Origin of the sequence: Heyndrickxia sp. FSL K6-6286 (assembly GCF_038630395.1) — a bacterium.
Classification (GTDB): domain Bacteria; phylum Bacillota; class Bacilli; order Bacillales; family Bacillaceae_C; genus Heyndrickxia; species Heyndrickxia oleronia.
Genome location: NZ_CP152029.1, coordinates 4,670,417 through 4,686,686, shown reverse-complemented (window position 1 = coordinate 4,686,686; position 16,270 = coordinate 4,670,417). Strand labels below are relative to the sequence as shown.

Below are 16,270 nucleotides of genomic sequence, written 5' to 3'. Positions count from 1 at the left end.
TACACAAATGGAAAAACTCGTCTTGAAATGGCGAGTTTTTTTAATTGAAGTTGCTGTTACCGTCATTTAAATTCTTTTTACTAAATATTATGCCTTTCTTTTTCATTGACAAAAAAAGTCCATCCAAATAATATAAATCGTATACGATGTATCGTGTGCGATTTATTTAGAGAAGGGGGGAGAAATATTGAATAGAGCTGAATTTATTGGGGAATCTATTGACTTTTTACATCGTTATACGATGAAAAGTCTGCAGAAGAAAGCAGAGGACCACGGGGTTACGATTCCCCAAGTAAAGGTGATCGGTGAAGTGTATTCACATAAAACGGTTAGTATTAAACAACTCTCTCAAAACTTAAAAATGACGCAAAGTACTGTTTCGGATATTGTTGAAAGACTAATTTCTAAAGGGTTTCTAGTAAAAATGCCGAATCGGAAGGATAAACGTATAGTAGATATTTCCTTGTCTGCTAGACTCGCTGAAGATATCGATGAGAGTATATCAGAAATTACAAATCAGTCATTAGTTGGTGTATTAGATCGTTTAAGTCCAAATGATCAGGAGATTGTGGAGAAGGGAATGAAATTATTAGTTTCCGCTGTTAAAGAAAACATGGTAGCGGAGGGAATGGATAATTATGAATTCTTTAATGTTTTGTTCTTCTCCGGTAAAGACAAACAAGACAAGTAAACATTTGAATGGAATTTGGAGGGCACAATGTGAGAAGAATAATAAAGGGCCGTTGGGCAATTTTTGCAATCTGGCTTATTGCAACGATAGTGCTTACTGTCATTCAGCCAGATGTAAATGCTATTCTACGGCAAAAGGGCCAAGAAGGTACAAGTAAAGACAGTCCATCTGTCATAGCAAGTAGTATATTAAAAAAAATGGATACCACAAAGGGTACGGATAACCTAATTGTATTTTATGATAAAAATAAAATTTCCAATGATGAAATGAAAGGAATCGGGGATGTAGTTAAATCACTTAGTGATAGCAGCTCGGAACTTGGGATCACAAACATGATTGATCCCTTCAGTATGCCTGATGCGAAAAGCTCATTAGTTTCCAAAGATGGTACAACTGTCATGGTGAGCTATAAGCTTGATAAAAAAGGCAGAGAAATTGATGATATTAAAAAGCAATTTGAAGAAAAGTTAGATAAAGTACCTGTTACATACTATTTAAGCGGGGAAGACTTTATCAATAATGATTATTTGAAAGCGACCCAGTCAGGTGTAGAGAAGAGTGCGGCATTAACTGTTATCTTTATTTTAGTTGTACTTATTCTTGCATTTAGATCAGTTGTTACCCCGCTGATATCTCTTGTGGCGGTAGCCTTTTCCTATCTTTGTTCGATGGGGATTGCTGCTCAATTAATAGATAAAGCAGGATTTCCAATAACCAGCCTTACTCAGATGCTTCTTGTGCTTATTCTCTTTGGGATCGGCACGGATTATAATATCCTTCTATTTAATCGGTTCAAGGAAGAACTATCACATGGTCATTCGATTGATGACGCAATAGTAAATACGTATAAAACGGCAGGAAAAACAATTGCTTATAGTATACTCACTGTATTTATCGCATTCCTAGCTCTTGTTTTTTCCGAATCGCCAATCTATCAATCTGGTGTTGTAGTCGTTATCGGTGTAAGTGTTCTATTACTTGAAATTTTGACGCTAACTCCTTTTATTATGAAGGTATTAGGCAAGAAAATATTCTGGCCATCTAAAAATGTTGGTGGGCATAAAGAAAACAAGTTTTGGGGAAAATCATCATCCCTTGCGACCAAGCACCCTATTATTATTACAGTGATCATTCTTTTAATTATAGGGCCAATGATGTATTTCCATCAGGAAAAGCTTAACTTTGATACGGTTGGTGAACTTGGAAATAAATATCCTTCTTCTAAAGCCATTAATTTGGTTTCAGATCATTTTGGTAAAGGGCAGTCCATGCCGGCTACCGTCGTTATTGAAAATGATCATGCCCTTGATAATAATGAGTCTCTTGCCGTCATTGATAACATAACAGAACGACTTAAGAGTATAAAGGGAGTGAAGCAGGTTTCTTCGGTCACACAGCCTCTTGGGGAAAAAATTGATGATTTTTATGTCGATAGTCAAATGGCAACTGTAACAGATGGTTTATCCCAAACAAAAGATGGGGTAGATCAAATCCATGATGGAATGAAGCAAGCACAGGAAAAGCTTGGATCTGCTGACTTTACTGATGTTAACAAGATGGTTGATGGTACCGCGAAGCTTCAGGACGGTATGACTGCCTTAACAAGTGGATTAAAAAAAATCCAGGCAGGGATAGATGATAAGTCGAATAATCCACAAACAATAAGTAATGGTATTGCTGCGATTGAAACAAATCTCACGAAGATGAGTCATGGAGTAGCATTATTAGCTGATAATTATAATAAGATGCAGGCGGGTTATAAGGAAATGGGTGCTCATTATCAAGAGGCAGCTCAGGCACTTCTTGGTGTGAAAAGTGCCATTACTCAAATGCAATCGATGACAGATGCCCTTGGAAGCAGTTATACGAATTCGAATAACGATGCAAACTTTCAAGCGTTAAAGCAAACAATAAACCAGTTAGCAACAACCTTAAGCCAAATTACACCAGAGAGCATTCAAGCATTAAATGAAAATTATAATGCAGTGACAGCTGGTTTTGGTACTGCAAATAAAAATCTTGCTAGCATGTCAGGTGGATTAAACCAAATGGCAGACGGCTTGAAGAAACTTAAAGAAGGACTTGGCAAAGCATCCTCAGGAATTGACACCATTGTTACAAATATGAATAGTGTAAATGAGGGGCTTGGCCAGATGAAAACTGGTCAAGAGCAGCTTGCGGCTGGTCTTAATGGATTTGGTGCGTTTGGAGACCAATTATCGGATGTGAACGGTGGATTAGAACAAATATCTGATGGAATTGGTCAAACAAATGGTTACTTAGCTCAACTTAATACGAATAAGAACTTCTTTATCCCAAAAGAAGCGTTGACAAATGACGAATTCAAACAATCATTAGATGCTTTTATGTCTAAAGATCGAAAAATCACTAAGATGACCATCGTTTTGAGTGATGACCCTTATTCGAATGAAGCTTTAACAACAGTTAAAAGCATCAATACAACAATTTCAAATGGATTAAAAGGTACAGTACTTTCAGATGCTAAGCATGGAACAGCTGGATCAAGTGCGACAACTAAGGATATGAATGATGTATTGTCTAGAGACTTAAATAAAACAACGATTATTGTCATCGCTGGAGTATTGCTTGTTTTATTTTTTGTTATAAGATCTTTCTGGACACCAGTTTTCATAACAGCATCCCTTGTTGGTGCATATTATGCAGCTATGTTTATCGTAAACTATATTTTCTTAGATGTACTAGGATATGAAGGATTGTCTTCTTTCGTTCCATTCTTCTCCTTCATCATTATTGTTTCCTTAGGAGTAGATTATAGTATCTTCTTGATGATGCGCTTTAAGGAATACCCGGATCTTTCACCTAAAGAGGCAATTGTATTGGCTTCCAAGCATACGGGTGGTGTCATTATATCAGCAGTTATTATCCTGGGTGGTACGTTTGCGACACTTATGCCTGCAGGAATCGTCCTTTTATCGGAATTAGCCATTGCTGTTATTACAGGTTTAATCGTACTTTGCTTTATTTTACTACCTATTTTTGTCCCTGCATTAATGGCCTTACCGGAAACTTTAGCAAATGTCGTTTCTAGAAAAAAAGATGAGCGCTTAAGCTTTGAGGAAAAATAGTGTAGGTTACTAACTAGGGGACAAAAATACTTTTATATGAAACTTAAAAAAAGGATGACTTCTTTTTAATTAGTGAAAGAAGTCATCCTTTTCTTTGATATAATTAAGTCTCATCAGGTTTTTCGCCATTCTGTAAATCATTAATGCTTAAGCCAAAATCCATTTGTAGGTGCGGATAATCTTTAAATTGAGCCCAATCTCCACCCCAAGAAAATCCTAAAGCTTTTGCTAAGTCTACAACCTCGTACCAATCTGATCGACCATTTTTATTCCCATCATACTCCATGTCCCAAATAACATCTCCTGTAGGAGTTTTTAGTGCAAAATCAACGGCAAGACCGTAATTATGATAGGACTCTCCACCCTTTGCATTGGTGACAATATTTCCACTCACCGTTCTTCCTTTTTCATAAAGCTGGTCTTGATCTTTAGAGCTCCGGAAATCATCTGTAATAATAACCGTAATTCCTATTTTTGCAGCTTGCTGGATTAATTGATTCGTTTTCTCTTTTACAAGTGGATTAAGTCCAGTTGCCTCTATTGTTTTAGTCGAGATTGAATTGGATTGATTTTTATGCTCATTATATAGAGATTGAATATAAAGGAAGCAAATGAACAGAAGAAGAATGACAAGCCAAAATCTTTTTAACCGTTTTTTCAATCTTACTATTCCTTTCTTGATCGCAATACTATGATGATGACGAAAATATTAATTAAATTGTTTCATGGTTTTTGAAGGAAATCAAATAGGAAATCTAATAAAAAGTTTGTAAATCTGGTGTTAAATTCCTTTGCTGAAATTTACTCATAAAATAAGTTAATAAATTATTTGATACAAGGAATGAGTAAAAACTGTCATTCAAAATACGAAGGACAGTTTCTACAGAATTTTTACTATATTAACTACTGCACCCACTACCACAACTAGAGCAACTAGAACCTCCGGAATCCCCTCCAGAGTCTCCTCCTGAATGACAACTATCAGAAGAACTACTACAAGAAAAACCAGAACAAGTAGCTCCTGTGCCTGTAGTGGTTGCTACTTTATAATACTCGTCTGGCAATATTTCATCCATACTGTTTTGAAAAGAATGTGAATCATATAACGAGTAAAAAATGGCTGCACCTACTGCTAAATGAAATATTTGCGACTCAGATGATGAATGTGATAAAGGTGTAGGTTTTCTATTTGTTTCCATCATCTGTTCGGATAACAAAATTTCACTTTTAAATTTTCTTATTAATTCCAATTTATTATTGAGCCAATCATGCCCTTGACGAAAATACTTATTTAATAATTCGTTTTCTGATAAGCTTTTAAAATCATCAATAATTTCCTGCTTAATTGGATTTTTAAGAAATCCTCCCCAAATCGCTCTGCTGTTAGGAGTTGATTCAAATATGCTTAAATACACCCAATCAAAAAAGCCTCTCTCACCCGGAATCGGAGTTACCTCCATATTTGGCGTATGATGCAAAACTTCCTTATAATAATCCTTTGAGAATTTTTCATATTCTCTAGTAAACATAAGCATTTCATGCCAAATATCATCCACACGCGGGCTAAACATCGGGACTGACTTTAATAAGCTATTCATAATAAAAAAGCGTTTTAATTCAAAAAGAAACCAATCAAACTCATAATCTCTAACTTTTGGATGTTCCTTCAAAAATCGTGCTTTTACATTTGATGTATATGAACTCGATAGGGTTCTATCTAATTCTTGAACAATGGGCAGCAATGTATCTGTTTGAATCCCGAGATTATCTGGAATAGCTCGATCTTTTATGTTTAATTTATTCTTTGTTTTAGTGGAAGCAATCATAAAAATAAGAAATATGACTAAAATAATAGCTACTAATAGGATTGGCATAAGCTATTCCCCCTTTTTTCATCCTCAATTTTTATACGTTCACAAACTGGAAAAGTTTCAAAAAATGCACCTAAAGGTAGGCTACTGATGATAAGGCGTTGGCAGATTATCAAATAGGCATATGAACAAAGGCGTATTGCAATAATTAGCCTAATTTTTATCGATTCTTACCAGTACATCATAATTTTAGTTATATCAGGAAATAATGAACATATTCGGTAACCTATTTTTAAGTGACTTTTTAAGAAATGTAACAGATAAAAACGGATGAAAAAAGCAAGACAAAATGTTTGACTAATGTCTAGTAATCTTATAGGATTTATGAAGCGTGAATATTCTAAGTGAGGTCAATGTAAGAAAGAGATGGATTTAAATAGACAAATTTTAAAGAGTTGATTTCGTAAAATTGCTTTATTCTGTGGTTATTCAAAACCATTTCTCAAATATTGTCACTACTAGTAAGGGCACTTTGAATTTTTCAACTTATTTCGCATCTATAGAAGGAGGAGACAACATGAAGAAGACAAAATTGTTTTTTTCAATAATCGCTTTAGCAGTACTTGTTTTAGCTGCATGTGGTAATAATGATAATAAAACGAAAAAAAGTGAAGAAAACGCACTTAAAACGATACAAAAAAATGGTGAATTAACGGTGGGAATTATGGGAACGTACGCACCGTATAATTATATGAACGACAAAAAAGAATATGATGGTTTCGATGTAGATATTGCGAAGGAACTAGCAAAACGTCTTGGGGTAAAAGCTAAATTTGTCGCACAAGATTTTTCAGGGTTAATACCTGGACTACAGAAGGGGAAATTTGACATGTTAGTTAGTCAGGTAACCATCACTCCAGAACGACAAAAGCAAATCGATTTTACGAAACCCTATATTACAAATGAAGTAAAAGTGATTGTTAAAGAATCAAATACAAAGATTAAATCATCTGATGATTTTAAAGGAAAAACAATAGGTGTTGGTCTTGGTACAAATGATGAAGCCTATTTACGAAATGATTTAATGCCAAAAGTAGGAAACTTTAAAATTAATACTTATGATGATGTAATAACAACGTTAAAAGATTTAGATGCTGGGCGTATTGATGCAACGATTAATAACGTATATGCGTTAAAACCAATCGTTGAGGAAAATGGTTATAAAATAAAAGCTGTCGGAGATGCAATTAAAGCTGATAAGGCTGCTGTTGCAGTGAAAAAAGGCAATACTGAATTAGTTGATGCGTTAAATGATGCTCTTGCTGAGATGAAAAAAGATGGCAAGTATAAAGAAATCTTTGTTAAATGGTTTGGAGAAGAACCACCAGCAGAATAATGAAGGTAGGTAACTACAATGGATTTGGTAATTGATAATTTTTCTTTCTTATTGAAGGGTGCATATTACACATTACTTATTACAGTGGTTTCTATGTTCTTCGGTTTAATCATTGGCTTGTTAACCGCGATTGCTCGAATTAAGGGCAATCGCGTTCTACGTATGATCGCAAGAGCGTATGTGTCAATCATTCGCGGTACACCTCCGCTTGTACAGATAGTAATTGTTTATTATGGATTAGTGGATTATGGAATAGAATTAGATGCATTAACGGCTGCTTATATTGCACTAAGTATTAATATTGGTGCTTATGTTTCTGAAGCATTCCGTGGCGCGATACAATCGGTGCCAAATGGCCAAACAGAGGCTGCATTGGCAACAGGAATGACAGCTGGTCAAGCCATGCGGCGAATTGTCATTCCGCAAGCGATCCGCTACGCCATTCCGCCCCTGGGTAACACCTTTATAGGAATGTTAAAAGAAACTTCGCTCGTTTCTGTCATTGCCGTAACAGAATTGATGCGTTCTGCACAATTATTAGTCGCTCAATATTACGCTTATATGCCATTTTACTTGGCCATTGGAATTATGTATTGGGTGATGAGTACATTCTTTTCATTTATATTAAATAAAATTGAAAAACGGTTATCTGTATATTAAGGTGGTGAAAATATGATTGACATTGATCAGCTCCAAAAGAAATTTGGAGAAAATGAAGTGTTGAAAAATATTTCATTAACAATACCAGCACATCAGGTAGTAGCTGTAATCGGTCCGAGTGGTTCAGGTAAAAGTACTTTTTTAAGATGTATTAATGGTCTAGAAAGTATTACTGGTGGAAAAGTAACTGTAAATGGTCATGAAATCAATGCTAAAGCTTCGATAAAAGCATTGAAAAAAACCATTTATGCTATTCGTCAGGAAACAGGCATGGTGTTTCAACAGTTTAATTTGTACCCACATAAAACGGTAATTGAAAATGTGATGGAAGCATTGGTTGTTGTAAAAAAGATGTCTAAGCAAGAGGCAAAAAATATTGCGAAACCATTATTAGCACGGGTTGGTTTAGGTGAAAAAGAAAATGTTTACCCTTCCCAGCTATCAGGTGGTCAACAGCAACGTGTCGCAATTGCTAGGGCATTAGCAATGGAACCGAAAATAATGTTATTCGATGAACCAACATCAGCTCTAGATCCAGAATTAGTTGGGGAAGTACTGAATGTTATGAAAGATTTAGCCGAAGAGGGAATGACCATGGTCATTGTCACTCATGAAATGAAATTCGCTAAAGACGTGGCAGATCGTATTCTATTTATGGCAGATGGTGTCATTGTCGAGGATGCTGAACCAAATGATTTCTTTGAACATCCACAAACAGATCGGGCACAAAAATTTTTACGACAGGTATCAGAGTTTTAATCAGAAAGGGATTGAATATTATGCAAATTAAAGCAAAATGGCAAGGCGGACGTGCCTTCGAAGCGGTTGGCCCTACTGGACATACAATGTCCATGGATGCCACAGCAAATTATGGTGGATTAGGACAAGCACCTACACCAACAGAAATGTTACTAGCTTCATTAGCTGGATGTATCGGTATTGATGTTACAATGATTTTAAAACCACATTTAGATCAAATTGAAAATATTGAAATTACAGTGGATGGCACACGCAGAGAGGAAATGCCAACTGCATTTACCGCTGCTACACTTACTTTTACAGTAGATGGGGATATTGCAGCTAAAAAAGTAAGACGTGCTATTCGATTAGGTGAAGAAAAGTATTGTGCGGTTTCTGCATCATTAAAAGCAGATATATCCTATAAACTAATTTTAAATGGTGAAGAAGTGTCAATTGAGGAAGAATAGGAATGTTGATAGACGACAATTTAGGCTCTATATGAAATAGAGACTAATTGTCGTTTTTTGTTCTCCACAGATTAGTATCTTGTTTTGTTGGCTTATATATATTTTCTTACTGTAAAAAGGAAAAAAAAGAGCTTGGTTTCTACCAAGCCTTATTATTCCTCTTTATTAAAATTAATTCTTATACTTTGAGATTTATTCAAAGTCTTATGATTCTCATCAAGAACATCACTTGTTTGAATGTCTATCCAATTTACATCTGGCGTCGATTTTTCGATAATAAATCCAAGTGCCCCTTGTTTAGAACCGTTTGGTTCAATCTCACCACCCAGATATTCAATATAAAAGTCATCTTCAAAATTTTTAATCTCTCCATTACTTGTTTCTAAATGAGCAATTGGCCCAAAATGTACTTTTTGGTTCGATTGGTTGATTAGTTCAATTTCTATTTTAATAAAATCGAATTCCTCATATTTTTCCGTAAATTGATGGAAATAGTCCATTAAAGAATACGTAGGTGTATTATGAATGAGCTTAACATTCTTGATTTTCATTTCAACGGGTCCAATAGTATATAATTTATTCAGAGAAGCGATTTCCTTTAAGGTGACGGTCCCCTTACTATCATTAATTGTTTTTCCTGCATTAAGGAGCTTTGTATCATCTGAAACTTGAGGATTAGGGACATAAATATCAGCTAAAGATTTTGCTCTCTTTTTTTCCTTTTCTGTTCGATCTTGTTCAGATGGATGATCCTGTTTTTCAGTTGCTTTAACAGGAGATACCGAAGTTGAAGCAGTTTTACATCCGCTTAAAATTAGGGATAAAGCGAGTATAATGGGAGTTAGTACTTTCATAAAAAAATCTCCTTCCTTACTTATGGGAAAATAAAAATAGGATCGATTATGATAATTGAAAACGAATAATTCCATAAGCTGATTACGGTCAAAGAATGAAGGATAGCTAGAGACTTAGTCTGATTAATTCCGAATCAATCTACATGTAAAAAGGAACCCGTTGAACAATTGTGCAACGGGGAATTAAATGATTTTATAAACTAGATCACTTTCCGTTTTTTAAAATCTCGAAAATTAGTTTGGCTTGGTCTGTATTATCTATATTTCCAGCAAATAAGTCGCTACCTGGCCCAAACGCGTACACGTTCACATCTTCACCTGTATGACCACCCGTTGTCCATCCAGTAAAAGATCGATTATCAAAGATAGCCTCAATCGCATTATCTATCTCTGTAACGTCTTTAGATTCAGCAGACTTTTTAACCGATTGGATTTCTTGAGCTGTGAGCTGTAAGTCAATGTATTTCTTTAAAGTTTGTTCTACATCGGAACCTTTAGCAATCTGTTCTGCTATATAGTCTGGTGTGCGTTTTGCTGCTGCAATGGGTGCCCCAAACCAGTTATATTCACCCTTGGCTCCGATGGAAAATCCTCCGGTTGAATGGTCAGCTGTTGCCACTACTAGTGTATGTTTATCTTTTTTTGCAAAATCTATTGCTGCTTTAAATGCCTGCTCAAAGTCTTCCATTTCGCTCATTGAACCAACAATATCATTATCATGTCCAGCCCAGTCGATCTGGCTCCCTTCAACCATTAAGAAAAAGCCTTTTTTATTTTTGCTTAATTTATCTAATGCTGTTTCGGTCATGTCTTTTAAAGAAGGCATAGATTCGTCACGATCAAGCATTTTTGGCATGCCACCTTGAGCAAATAATCCTAAAATATGAGAGCTTTTGCTATTTAACATGTCATTTTTATTTGTTACATATGAATAGCCCGCTTTTTGAAATTCTTTTGTTAAATCCCGATCAGGGCGTAAAAAGTTACTTTTACCGCCACCAAGCAAGACATCAATCTTATGTTCTCCATTAATCATTTCATCATAGTAATCATCGGCAATCGCATTCATATTTTTACGATTTACATCATGAGCACCGTAAGAAGCAGGTGTTGCATGAGTGATTTCAGAGGTTGCTACTAGTCCGGTGGATTTTCCCTTAGCTTTAGCAGCTTCAAGAACCGTTTCTACTGAGGAACCATCATTATCAACACCAATCGCCGCATTATATGTTTTAATCCCGGCAGACATGGCTGTTGCAGCAGCTGCTGAGTCTGTAACATTTTGATTAGGGTCTTCTGGATAAGTCTTTTGTTGCCCGACAAGATATTTATCAAATTCTGTTAGTTCTACCTCTTTTGTTGATGGATCATCCTTTAAATAACGATAAGCAGAAGTGTACGAAACCCCCATCCCGTCTCCGATTAAGAAAATAACATTCTTAATTTTTGCATCGTTTTGTTTAGCTTCAATGGCTTTAACATCATCCCTATGTAGAGAACCAAACAAAGCTCCAAGCGCTACCGTAGAAAGAACAGCCACAGGCAAAATCCTCTTTTTAAATCGGTTTTTAAACATCATCAGAACCCCCTAAAATTTTTCATTCAATAAATTCGAACTTCTATTAAACTATAAAATGTTTTTGTTAATCTAGTATTAATACAATGTAAAGATTTATGATGGTGGGACAGGGGGTCGGTTCCAATGTCCCACCAATATAAAAATGTGAGAAGTTGCTATTCTATTAAATTTGGTGTTTAACCATTAGGAAATTACACGATGATTTTTTGATTTAGATCATTTTTACGTAGCTATCAAAGTTTTTATATTTTTTAAAATTGGTGTAAAATACATTTTTAGGGATAAAGGTGGTTCAATCTTCACTGTGGCTGAGTAAGCATCACGGGGCACCACACGTTGGGCTATAATAATGGATTAATACGCAAGATTTATATATAATCTAGTATTAAAAAATCGTGTAAATTTGTATTTTGGAGTTACAACAAATGTAGGACAAGGTTGAACATTTAACCTTATAAAGGAACTTTTCAAAATGGGTAAATAGGAGGATTTTTTAATCAATGAGGTGCTATATCTATTATTTGAATAAATGGAGATAATTTGAACAAGATATTTAAGCTTACATAGAAGGAGTAAAGAGATATGCAAAATCGAAACATAATGTTAGCCATATTATTAATCAATCTATTCATTGTCTTCTTAGGAATTGGTCTTGTTATTCCAGTTACTCCTACAATCATGAATGAGTTACATATTTCCGGATCTGTTGTCGGCTATATGGTAGCATTTTTTGCTCTTACACAGTTAATTTTGTCACCAATTGCTGGTCGCTGGGTAGACCGCTTTGGGAGAAAAAGAATGATTATTATCGGTTTAATCATTTTTGGAATCTCGGAGTTCTTATTTGGAATTGGGAAAACAATTGAGATACTTTTTATTTCACGAATGCTCGGTGGTGTCAGTGCGGCATTCATTATGCCGGCAGTTACAGCGTTTATTGCAGATATAACGACGGTTAAGGGACGCTCAAAAGCTATGGGGTATATGTCAGCCGCTATTTCGACAGGTTTTATTATCGGACCTGGACTGGGTGGCTTTTTAGGAGAGATAGCTACGCGCTTGCCGTTCTTCTTTGCAGCAGGTTTTGCGGTAGTAACAGCTATCATATCGATCACTGTACTTCATGAACCTGAACGACATCCTGAAAAGGAAGAGGAGAAAGGACAAAAGACAGGGTGGAAACGTATTTTTGTACCGATCTATCTTATATCTTTTATCATCATTTTTATTTTTTCGTTTGGTTTAGCTTCCTTTGAATCGCTTTTTTCATTATTTGTCGATCATAAATTCGGTTTTTCACCGAAGGATATTGCGATAGTGGTAACAGGTGGTGGGATAATTGGGGCGATTTTTCAAGTTGGTTTATTTGATCGTCTAACGAAATGGCTGGGAGAAATTCGTTTAATTCGTTACTGCCTAATTGTCTCGGCAATCCTTGTATTTTTAGTAACAATCGTGAACACCTATTTTACCATCTTACTTGTTACAGTCACTGTATTTGTTGGATTTGATTTGATGCGTCCGGCTGTAACCACATATTTATCAAAAATTGCCGGTGATGAGCAAGGTTTTGTCGGTGGAATGAACTCCATGTTCACTAGCATTGGTAATGTCATTGGACCAATAATAGGCGGAATATTATTTGATTTCAATTTAAACTACCCTTTTTATTTTGCAACAGTCCTATTAGCTGTTGGAGTTGGAATATCATTTGCATGGAAAAGAAGGGAATACCACACGACATAAGGCGGGACAGAGGGTCAGGTTTACTGTCCCACCACCACAAATACTTATGCAGAAAAATTTAATTTTGAAATAGGTCCATCTTTTGATGGGCCTTTTCTATTAAATAGGATGAATACATTTTTATGAGATAAATTAGTAAATACATGAGAATTAGGTGAATTTCGTGGGAATTACTACACCTAGACTGGGACACTGGACCTGACCCCCTGTCCCACCTTTTGCATTTTAGTACGTCAAAGTAGTAGAATTTGAGAATCAGTATATTCTTAAAAAAAGTAATTTTAGGGGTGAATGGTAAGTGATAAATTTTCAAAGTGATTATTTGGAAGGGTGCCATCCGAAAATTTTAGAAAAATTAGTAGAGACGAATTTTAGGCAATCTTCAGGATATGGGAATGATGAGTATTCGAAGGATGCTATTTTTAAAATAAAGGCTGCCTGTAATAAAGAAGATATAGATGTGCATTTTTTGGTAGGAGGAACACAGGCCAATTCTATTATTATTGCATCTATATTGCGCCCACATCAGGGAGTAGTGAGTGCTATTTCTGGGCATATATCTACAAATGAAGCTGGGGCAATCGAGGCTACCGGACATAAAGTACTTACACTTCCTAGTGAGGATGGGAAGATTCGGGCTGAACAAGTAGAGGAATTGTACTATGCACATTGGAATAGTCCAATTCGTGAAGCGGTTGTACAGCCTGGGATGGTGTACATCTCCAATCCTACTGAAATGGGTACCTTGTATACGAAAGCTGAATTGGAATCATTAAGTAAGGTTTGTAGAGAATTGAATCTTCCATTATTTTTAGACGGTGCCAGGTTGGGTTATGGTCTTACAAGTCCATATAATGATGTAACACTTAAGGATATCGCTCATTTATGTGACGTCTTTTATATTGGTGGCACAAAATGTGGGGCGCTTTTTGGTGAAGCGGTTGTGATTAGTTCCAATCCATTAAAAAGAGACTTCCGCTATATTATGAAACAACGTGGTGGTGTACTTGCAAAAGGAAGGCTATTAGGGATTCAGTTTGGTACACTCTTTGAAGACGAGCTATATTTAAAAATTTGTGGAAGTGCTGTAGAGTACGCATTAAAATTGCGGCAGGCATTTGAAGAAAAAGGAATCGAGCTTTACGGGAACTCGCTAGCGAATCAACAATTTCCAATTTTAACAAATACACAAATGGATGTCCTTAGAAAGAATTATGGTTTTGAGGTATGGGGTAATTTAGATGAAAATTATACGATTACCCGTTTCTGTACAAGCTGGGCAACTAAATTAGAGGATATTGAAGCACTAATTAAAGATGTAAAATTATTGTAGAATATTTAATTTTACTAAAGGATGAATATGGATATAAAACAGTTCCGATTGATTCATATTCCATTAGCATATAAAAAGTGAAAATGAAGTGGGGTGAAAAGAAATGGGGTAACGGTAAAAGATTTGCTACAATTGCCATCATTTAGAGGGGCAGAAGTGTTGACCGGTAAAAATAATCTTAATCGAACTGTCTCCTCTTTATCCGTGTTAGAAGTTTCAAATGTAGATTTTTTCTCTCAGATTATTCAATCTGTTCAGGATGAGTGGTACGCGGAAGAACTAGTTATTAGCTCATTTTATTCAATTAGAGATAGTGTTGAAAAACAATGTGAAGCGATTCAGCACTTACATGATCTAGGGGAATTAGGGCTTATCTTATATTATGTGGGAATCGTCCTGCCAGAGATACCTGAGGAAGTTCTGCAATTAGCAGATTCCCAGGGCTTTATAATCATTTGTATGCCGAAAAACGATTATTCACTTCGTTATAATGAAGTGATTTATGAAGTAATGGAATCGATTGTAAGTAATCAAGCTGTGAATGATCATTTTGTTAAGGAGACACTAGAAAAGGTTTCCTTGTTGCCAGAACATCTGCAGAGTGTGGAAATCACACTTAAAATGTTATCGGATCGTCTGAAGGCGAATATCCTTTTGACAAATACCAATTTTGAGATTGTGAATCAAGTAATGTGGCCGCGTAATTCTTCTTTAGACGTGTCGGAAATCATTCAAGAATATACTCGATCGGATCTGAATGGGGGCAAGGGGACACAAGAATTAGAAAGAACGGTTCCCAATGGTTTTGTAGAACATAAAAGTATTCATCAAAAAAATGGAGAGATGCTTCATCTATTTCTTATTAAAGAGAATACGAGATTGCAGGCGAAAATTATAGAAAAAATCAGTGAAATCGTACAAGTTGCAATCAATTTATGGGGAGACAAGCATGATGAAGTGAGCGAATATGCCTTGGTAAAAGCGATTATTAATGATGAAAGTGAAAAAATGCGTAGATTAGCAAAGAAGCTTCATATTGATGTCTCCGCTATTCAAATGATGTGGTTAGTTTATATAAACGATTTGTCGGAAGAACGGGAGATTAGAGAAGAGCTGGAAGAGCAGCTTTCGAAATATTATAAAACGAGAGTAATTCAAAACATCGATCAATGTATTGTAGTCCTTCTAGGAAATTGCTTATATAAATACAATGAGTTTGACATTGCTAGTGAGTTTATCGAAACGACGAATTACTTCTCTCAATTGTCGGAAATAGTCTATTCTCCAAAAATGAGACATACAACTGATGTTCGTCGTATGTATCAATTGGTCAATCAAGTAGGAAAAAAAGTACATTCAATCTATCCTAAGAGAAAACTGTATACAGCTGCAGAGGTTCGGTCAATGAAGCGTGCCATTGACTTCAGTAAGCAGGGAGAAGAAATGATTGAAGAATGTTTTTCAGTTATTTCTCCTATTCTAAATGATGAAGAATCTATGAGAACTTTGATGACCTTCCTCTTAGATGCAAATGGAAATTTTGATACATGTGGAAAGCTTTTATATATTCATAAAAATACAGTGAAATATCGGATCAAAAAGATTAGTGAACAGATCGGAAATGATGTAACGATGTATTCTGAATTTTATGATGTGTATATCGCTTGCATGATTTATCGATTAATTAACAATGACATTTTTTAAACTTTCAAGCCATCATTGGTTATATCCGGAGTTTTGTCAGAAACGACAAAATTTCGGATTTTTTTTTCATTTTTGAAAAAGACTCACCCCCATTGTTTCTTTTATAATGGGAAATAAATTTACTAGTCACTTTTCAAAAGGATGTTTTCGTATAGTTTTGTTGCTTTTGTAAATACGTTGC

Annotated in this window: 13 protein-coding genes; 9 read left to right on the top strand and 4 right to left on the bottom strand. The window is 35.5% G+C overall.

The features are described 5' to 3' along the window. Positions 1-187 precede the first annotated feature (187 nt). Both MHI39_RS23630 and MHI39_RS23625 read left to right on the top strand, forming a co-directional pair. Entirely contained in the window at positions 188-691 is a 504-nt protein-coding gene (locus tag MHI39_RS23630) for a MarR family transcriptional regulator (RefSeq protein ID WP_259548229.1), read from the top strand. Positions 692-720: 29 nt separating this feature from the next. Beyond that, a complete protein-coding gene (locus MHI39_RS23625; RefSeq protein WP_342540339.1) occupies positions 721-3,798 on the top strand; it encodes an MMPL family transporter in 3,078 nt (1,025 codons plus the stop codon). 103 nt (positions 3,799-3,901) lie between these two features. Here MHI39_RS23625 and MHI39_RS23620 read toward each other — a convergent pair whose 3' ends face one another. Then, positions 3,902-4,459, bottom strand: coding sequence for a M15 family metallopeptidase (locus MHI39_RS23620; RefSeq protein WP_342540338.1), 558 nt, complete (start codon positions 4,457-4,459; stop codon positions 3,902-3,904). Positions 4,460-4,697: 238 nt separating this feature from the next. Continuing rightward, the gene (locus MHI39_RS23615) at positions 4,698-5,672 is read right to left on the bottom strand and encodes a hypothetical protein (RefSeq protein ID WP_259548227.1); all 975 of its coding nucleotides are present in this window, start codon (positions 5,670-5,672) and stop codon (positions 4,698-4,700) included. A gap of 514 nt (positions 5,673-6,186) precedes the next feature. Between MHI39_RS23615 and MHI39_RS23610 the strand changes: the two genes are divergently transcribed. The 4 genes from MHI39_RS23610 to MHI39_RS23595 are packed head-to-tail and all read left to right on the top strand — an operon-like array spanning position 6,187 to position 8,873. Beyond that, positions 6,187-7,005 carry a transporter substrate-binding domain-containing protein gene (locus MHI39_RS23610; RefSeq protein ID WP_078111204.1) on the top strand — a complete coding sequence of 273 codons (819 nt, stop codon included), beginning with the start codon at positions 6,187-6,189 and terminating at the stop codon, positions 7,003-7,005. 18 nt (positions 7,006-7,023) lie between these two features. After that, positions 7,024-7,665 carry an amino acid ABC transporter permease gene (locus tag MHI39_RS23605; RefSeq protein WP_071977458.1) on the top strand — a complete coding sequence of 214 codons (642 nt, stop codon included), beginning with the start codon at positions 7,024-7,026 and terminating at the stop codon, positions 7,663-7,665. Positions 7,666-7,677: 12 nt separating this feature from the next. Then, positions 7,678-8,424, top strand: a complete 747-nt coding sequence (locus tag MHI39_RS23600) for an amino acid ABC transporter ATP-binding protein (protein ID WP_251340227.1) — start codon at positions 7,678-7,680, stop codon at positions 8,422-8,424. Positions 8,425-8,444: 20 nt separating this feature from the next. Next, complete coding sequence (locus tag MHI39_RS23595; protein ID WP_342540337.1) at positions 8,445-8,873, top strand: OsmC family protein; 429 nt, start codon at positions 8,445-8,447, stop codon at positions 8,871-8,873. Positions 8,874-9,025: 152 nt separating this feature from the next. Here MHI39_RS23595 and MHI39_RS23590 read toward each other — a convergent pair whose 3' ends face one another. Next, positions 9,026-9,727, bottom strand: coding sequence for a DUF4352 domain-containing protein (locus MHI39_RS23590; protein WP_342540336.1), 702 nt, complete (start codon positions 9,725-9,727; stop codon positions 9,026-9,028). A 205-nt stretch (positions 9,728-9,932) separates the two neighbouring features. Beyond that, positions 9,933-11,303 carry an alkaline phosphatase gene (locus MHI39_RS23585; protein WP_342541482.1) on the bottom strand — a complete coding sequence of 457 codons (1,371 nt, stop codon included), beginning with the start codon at positions 11,301-11,303 and terminating at the stop codon, positions 9,933-9,935. Between the two features lie 585 nt (positions 11,304-11,888). On the opposite strand from MHI39_RS23585, the gene norA reads away from it, so the two are divergent. The 3 genes from norA (at position 11,889) to MHI39_RS23570 (ending at position 16,089) form a co-directional block, all read left to right on the top strand. Continuing rightward, positions 11,889-13,052, top strand: a complete 1,164-nt coding sequence (norA, locus tag MHI39_RS23580; RefSeq protein ID WP_342540335.1) for a multidrug efflux MFS transporter NorA — start codon at positions 11,889-11,891, stop codon at positions 13,050-13,052. Between the two features lie 298 nt (positions 13,053-13,350). Then, positions 13,351-14,385: an aminotransferase class I/II-fold pyridoxal phosphate-dependent enzyme gene (locus tag MHI39_RS23575; protein WP_342540334.1), complete on the top strand. Its 1,035-nt coding sequence runs from the start codon at positions 13,351-13,353 to the stop codon at positions 14,383-14,385. A gap of 93 nt (positions 14,386-14,478) precedes the next feature. Beyond that, on the top strand, positions 14,479-16,089 hold the full coding sequence (locus tag MHI39_RS23570; protein WP_259548221.1) for a PucR family transcriptional regulator: 1,611 nt from the start codon (positions 14,479-14,481) through the stop codon (positions 16,087-16,089). Positions 16,090-16,270: the final 181 nt, after the last annotated feature.

Bases quoted from the DNA above. Each gene is read 5' to 3' on its own strand.
- MHI39_RS23615 (WP_259548227.1), bottom strand. From the start codon at position 5,672: ATGCCAATCCTATTAGTAGCTATTATTTTAGTCATATTTCTTATTTTT.
- MHI39_RS23610 (WP_078111204.1), top strand. From the start codon at position 6,187: ATGAAGAAGACAAAATTGTTTTTTTCAATAATCGCTTTAGCAGTACTT.
- MHI39_RS23605 (WP_071977458.1), top strand. From the start codon at position 7,024: ATGGATTTGGTAATTGATAATTTTTCTTTCTTATTGAAGGGTGCATAT.
- MHI39_RS23600 (WP_251340227.1), top strand. From the start codon at position 7,678: ATGATTGACATTGATCAGCTCCAAAAGAAATTTGGAGAAAATGAAGTG.
- MHI39_RS23595 (WP_342540337.1), top strand. From the start codon at position 8,445: ATGCAAATTAAAGCAAAATGGCAAGGCGGACGTGCCTTCGAAGCGGTT.
- MHI39_RS23590 (WP_342540336.1), bottom strand. From the start codon at position 9,727: ATGAAAGTACTAACTCCCATTATACTCGCTTTATCCCTAATTTTAAGC.
- MHI39_RS23585 (WP_342541482.1), bottom strand. From the start codon at position 11,303: ATGTTTAAAAACCGATTTAAAAAGAGGATTTTGCCTGTGGCTGTTCTT.
- norA (WP_342540335.1), top strand. From the start codon at position 11,889: ATGCAAAATCGAAACATAATGTTAGCCATATTATTAATCAATCTATTC.